The organism is Mesorhizobium sp. WSM4841, from assembly GCF_055811515.1.
Genome location: NZ_JBVVQC010000071.1, coordinates 1 through 3,685 on the forward strand (window position 1 = coordinate 1; position 3,685 = coordinate 3,685).

3 protein-coding genes are annotated in these 3,685 nt (G+C 63.4%); all 3 read left to right on the forward strand.

Features of this window, described 5'->3' with window-relative positions; genetic code table 11:
* Positions 1-291 precede the first annotated feature (291 nt).
* The 3 genes from AC0L14_RS34560 to AC0L14_RS34570 all read left to right on the forward strand — a co-directional run bounded on the left by AC0L14_RS34560 (position 292) and on the right by AC0L14_RS34570 (position 3,535).
* Positions 292-936, forward strand: a complete 645-nt coding sequence (locus AC0L14_RS34560) for a carbonic anhydrase (RefSeq protein WP_473485831.1) — start codon at positions 292-294, stop codon at positions 934-936.
* Positions 937-945: 9 nt separating this feature from the next.
* Positions 946-1,356 (forward strand): nuclear transport factor 2 family protein, encoded by a 411-nt coding sequence (locus tag AC0L14_RS34565; protein WP_473485832.1) that lies wholly within the window; start codon positions 946-948, stop codon positions 1,354-1,356.
* A 124-nt stretch (positions 1,357-1,480) separates the two neighbouring features.
* Positions 1,481-3,535 (forward strand): M3 family metallopeptidase, encoded by a 2,055-nt coding sequence (locus AC0L14_RS34570; RefSeq protein WP_473485833.1) that lies wholly within the window; start codon positions 1,481-1,483, stop codon positions 3,533-3,535.
* Positions 3,536-3,685: the final 150 nt, after the last annotated feature.

Sequence of the window (3,685 nt, forward strand, 5' to 3'; positions counted from 1 at the left end):
TCGGGGCGCTCCATTCGTTGAGTTCACAGCAACGATGGTGCCACAACCCTCGCCGCCGCCCCATAGCTTCTCTCCCCGCTGGGGAGAAGAGGCTGGCACCGGCGCCTGCGACCTCTTCTTCCCTTGGGGAGAAGGTGGCCGTAGCGAAGCGGAGGCCGGATGAGGGGGCCTTCCAGCATGGCAATTGCAGCCATCTGCGATTCGGCATTGCTCGCGACCGGCTTTTGCCGTTAGAGCCTTCCTGACTTGAAAGAGCTGCCGTCTAACCCCGAAAGGCTCCAGACGCCGCCGATGCCTCACCTCCCTGACCATCTGCTCACCGGCTACCGCAATTTCATGAACGGCCGCTATCTCGCCGAAAGCGGACGCTATCGCTCGCTCGCTCGCGAGGGCCAGGCCCCCGAAACGATGATCATTGCTTGCTGCGACTCGCGCGCGGCTCCCGAGGCGATCTTTGACGCTCGCCCCGGCGAACTCTTCGTGCTGCGCAATGTCGGCAATCTGGTACCGCCCTATGCGCCCGACGACCAGTTCCACTCGACCTCGGCGGCGCTCGAGTTCGCCGTGCAGAGCCTCAAGGTGAAGAACATCGTGGTGATGGGCCATGGCCGCTGTGGCGGCATCCGCGCGGCACTCGACAGTACGGCAGCGCCCCTTTCACCCGGCGACTTCATCGGCAAATGGATGAGCCTGATTGCGCCGGCGGCCGAGACCGTGTCGTCAAGCACCTTCATGACGGCGACCGAGCGGCAGACCGCGCTCGAGCGCATTTCGATCCGCTATTCGATTGCCAATCTCAGGACCTTTCCCTGCGTCTCGATCCTGGAAGGCAAGGGACGGCTGTCGCTGCACGGCGCCTGGTTCGACATCTCGACCGGCGAGCTCTGGGTGATGAACAAGGACACCGGTGACTTCGAGCGGCCGGAGATGACGTAGGAGGCTTGCATGGTATGCCGTTCGATCGCCTTGGCCGCAGCGGCGCTGCTGATTTCACTCATGTCCGCCCACGCCGATGACGGCGCGCTCATCGACCGCTGGTACGCGGCGCTGCTGGTCGCCGATCGCACGGAATTGTCGGATCTGCTTGCCGACGACGTCCGGATAAAACTCGACGATCTCGGCGTCGTCCAGACCAAGCAGGAATTCATCGCCTCGATCGACGACTGGGAAGGCGCTGTCGCCGGGGCTGAAATCCGGCATCGGATCGAGAAGACCGAGGGTGGCGTCACCACGGTCATCGCCTGCTATGATTTCCCCAACAACGACATGCTGATGCAGGAAACCTTCGCGATCAGCGACAACCGCATCACCGCCAGTTCGCAGGCGGCGATCGCGGAAAACTGTGACGGCTACTGACCGGCCGCGATATTGCGTGCGGCAAGCCAGCGCCTTACATCGGTGGTGGTCCCGACCTGCCTCTACAGCCACTCAGCGAAAGCCCCTCACTTACGAAAGCCCCTCACTTAACGGAAGATTGTCCATGCCGTCCACGAATACCGTCGACCTCGCCGCCCATCCGCTGACCGCATGGCAAGGGCCGCTCGGCCTGCCCGATTTCACCCGCATCGGCGACGGCGATTTTTCTCCGGTGTTCGATGCGGCGTTAAAGGCGCATGAGGCCGAGATCGAGGCGATAGCGGGCAATGCCGAGACGCCGACCGTCGAGAATACGCTTGCAGCACTAGAGCTTGGCGGCGAGGCGCTCGACCATGTCTCGTCGATCTTCTGGTGCCGGGCCGGCGCCCACACCAACGAGGCGATCCAGGCGCTGGAGCGCGACATCTCGCCAAAGATGTCGCGGCATTTCTCGGCGATCTCGATGAACGAGAGGCTGTTTGCCCGCATCGACGATCTCTACCAGCGCCGCGAGGCCCTGAAGCTCGATGCAGAAACGCTGCGGGTGCTGGAAAAGACCTGGAAAAATTTCGTCCGCTCCGGCGCCAAGCTCGACGCCGAGGGCAAGAAGCGGCTGGCGACGATCAATGAGGAGCTGTCGTCGCTCGGCACGATTTTCGGCCAGAACCTGCTTGCCGACGAGCGCGACTGGGCGCTGTTTCTTGATCAGGCCGACCTTGCCGGCCTGCCGGAATTCCTGAAAAGCGCGATGGCGGAGGCCGCCGAGATGCGTGGCCAGAAGGGCCGCTATGCCGTCACCCTGTCGCGTTCGATCTACGAGCCGTTCTCGACCTTCTCCGAGCGCCGTAACCTGCGCGAGATTGCCTTCCGCGCCTTCACCATGCGCGGCCAGAACGGCGGCGCCACCGACAACACCGCCGTGGTGCGCGATATGCTGCGTCTCCGCGCCGAAAAGGCGAAGCTGCTCGGCTACGCTTCCTACGCCGCCCTGAAGCTCGACGACACCATGGCAAAGACGCCGGAGGCGGTGCATACGCTGCTCGACCCGGTCTGGGAAAAGGCGTTGGAAAAGGCCGCAAGCGACCAGATCGAATTGCAGCGGCTGGCGGCCGAGGCCGGCAGCAACGAAGAATTCGCCGCCTGGGACTGGCGCTTCTATCAGGAGAAGCTGCGCGCCGAGAAATTCGCCTTCGACGAGGCCGAGCTGAAGCCCTATCTGCAGCTCGACCGCATCATCGACGCCTGTTTCGAAGTGGCGACACGATTGTTCGGCATCACCTTCGAGGAGAAGAAAGGCATCGCCGCCTGGCATCCGGACGCACGCGTTTTCGTCGTCAGAAATGCCGACGGCAGCGAGCGCGGTCTATTCCTGGCCGACTATTTCGCGCGGCCCTCAAAGCGCTCCGGCGCCTGGATGAGCGCGCTGAAGTCCGGCTACAAGCTTGGCGATGGCTCGAAGCCGGTCATCTACAACATCATGAATTTCGCCAAGCCGCCGGAGGGCGAGGCAGCACTTTTGTCGGTCGATGAGGCCAAAACCCTGTTCCACGAATTCGGTCATGCGCTGCATGGCATGCTGACCGAAGTCACCTGGCCATCGGTCGCGGGCACCTCGGTCAGCCGCGATTTCGTCGAACTGCCCTCGCAGCTCTACGAGCACTGGCTAACGGTGCCGGCGGTGCTGGAAAAGCATGCGCTGCACGTGACGACCGGCAAGCCGATGCCGAAGGCGCTGGTCGACAAGATGCTGGCGGCGCGCACCTTCGGCGCCGGCTTCGCCACGGTCGAATTCACCGCCTCAGCACTGGTCGACATGGCCTACCACGCGCGGTCGGATGCGCCGGAGGAGCCGCTTCGTTTCGAAGCCGAAACGCTTGAGAAGCTCAACATGCCCGACACCATCGCCATGCGCCATCGCACCCCGCATTTCGGTCACATCTTTGCCGGCGACGGCTATTCGGCCGGCTACTATTCCTACATGTGGTCGGAGGTGCTCGACGCCGACGCCTTCGCCGCCTTCGAGGAGATGGGCGACCCGTTCAATCCGGCGCTGGCCGAGCGGCTCAGGAAGAACATCTACGCCGCCGGCGGCTCCAAGGACCCGGAAGAGCTCTACACCGCCTTCCGCGGCAAGATGCCGTCGCCCGAAGCGATGATGATCAAGCGCGGGCTGGTGTAAACGCCGAAGCTGCCAATCTCCCCCTTGCGGGCAGGGTAATCGCATTTGGATTCTTGCGAAGATGGACCCCCACCCTAACCCTCCCCACAAGGGGGAGGGAACGCTGCCGCGCGCCCTTACTTCCCCTTTGGCGCCGAAAGGCAGGCAATT

Coding starts and splice junctions, on each gene's coding strand:
- AC0L14_RS34560 (WP_473485831.1), top strand. CDS start 292: ATGCCTCACCTCCCTGACCATCTGCTCACCGGCTACCGCAATTTCATG.
- AC0L14_RS34565 (WP_473485832.1), top strand. CDS start 946: ATGGTATGCCGTTCGATCGCCTTGGCCGCAGCGGCGCTGCTGATTTCA.
- AC0L14_RS34570 (WP_473485833.1), top strand. CDS start 1,481: ATGCCGTCCACGAATACCGTCGACCTCGCCGCCCATCCGCTGACCGCA.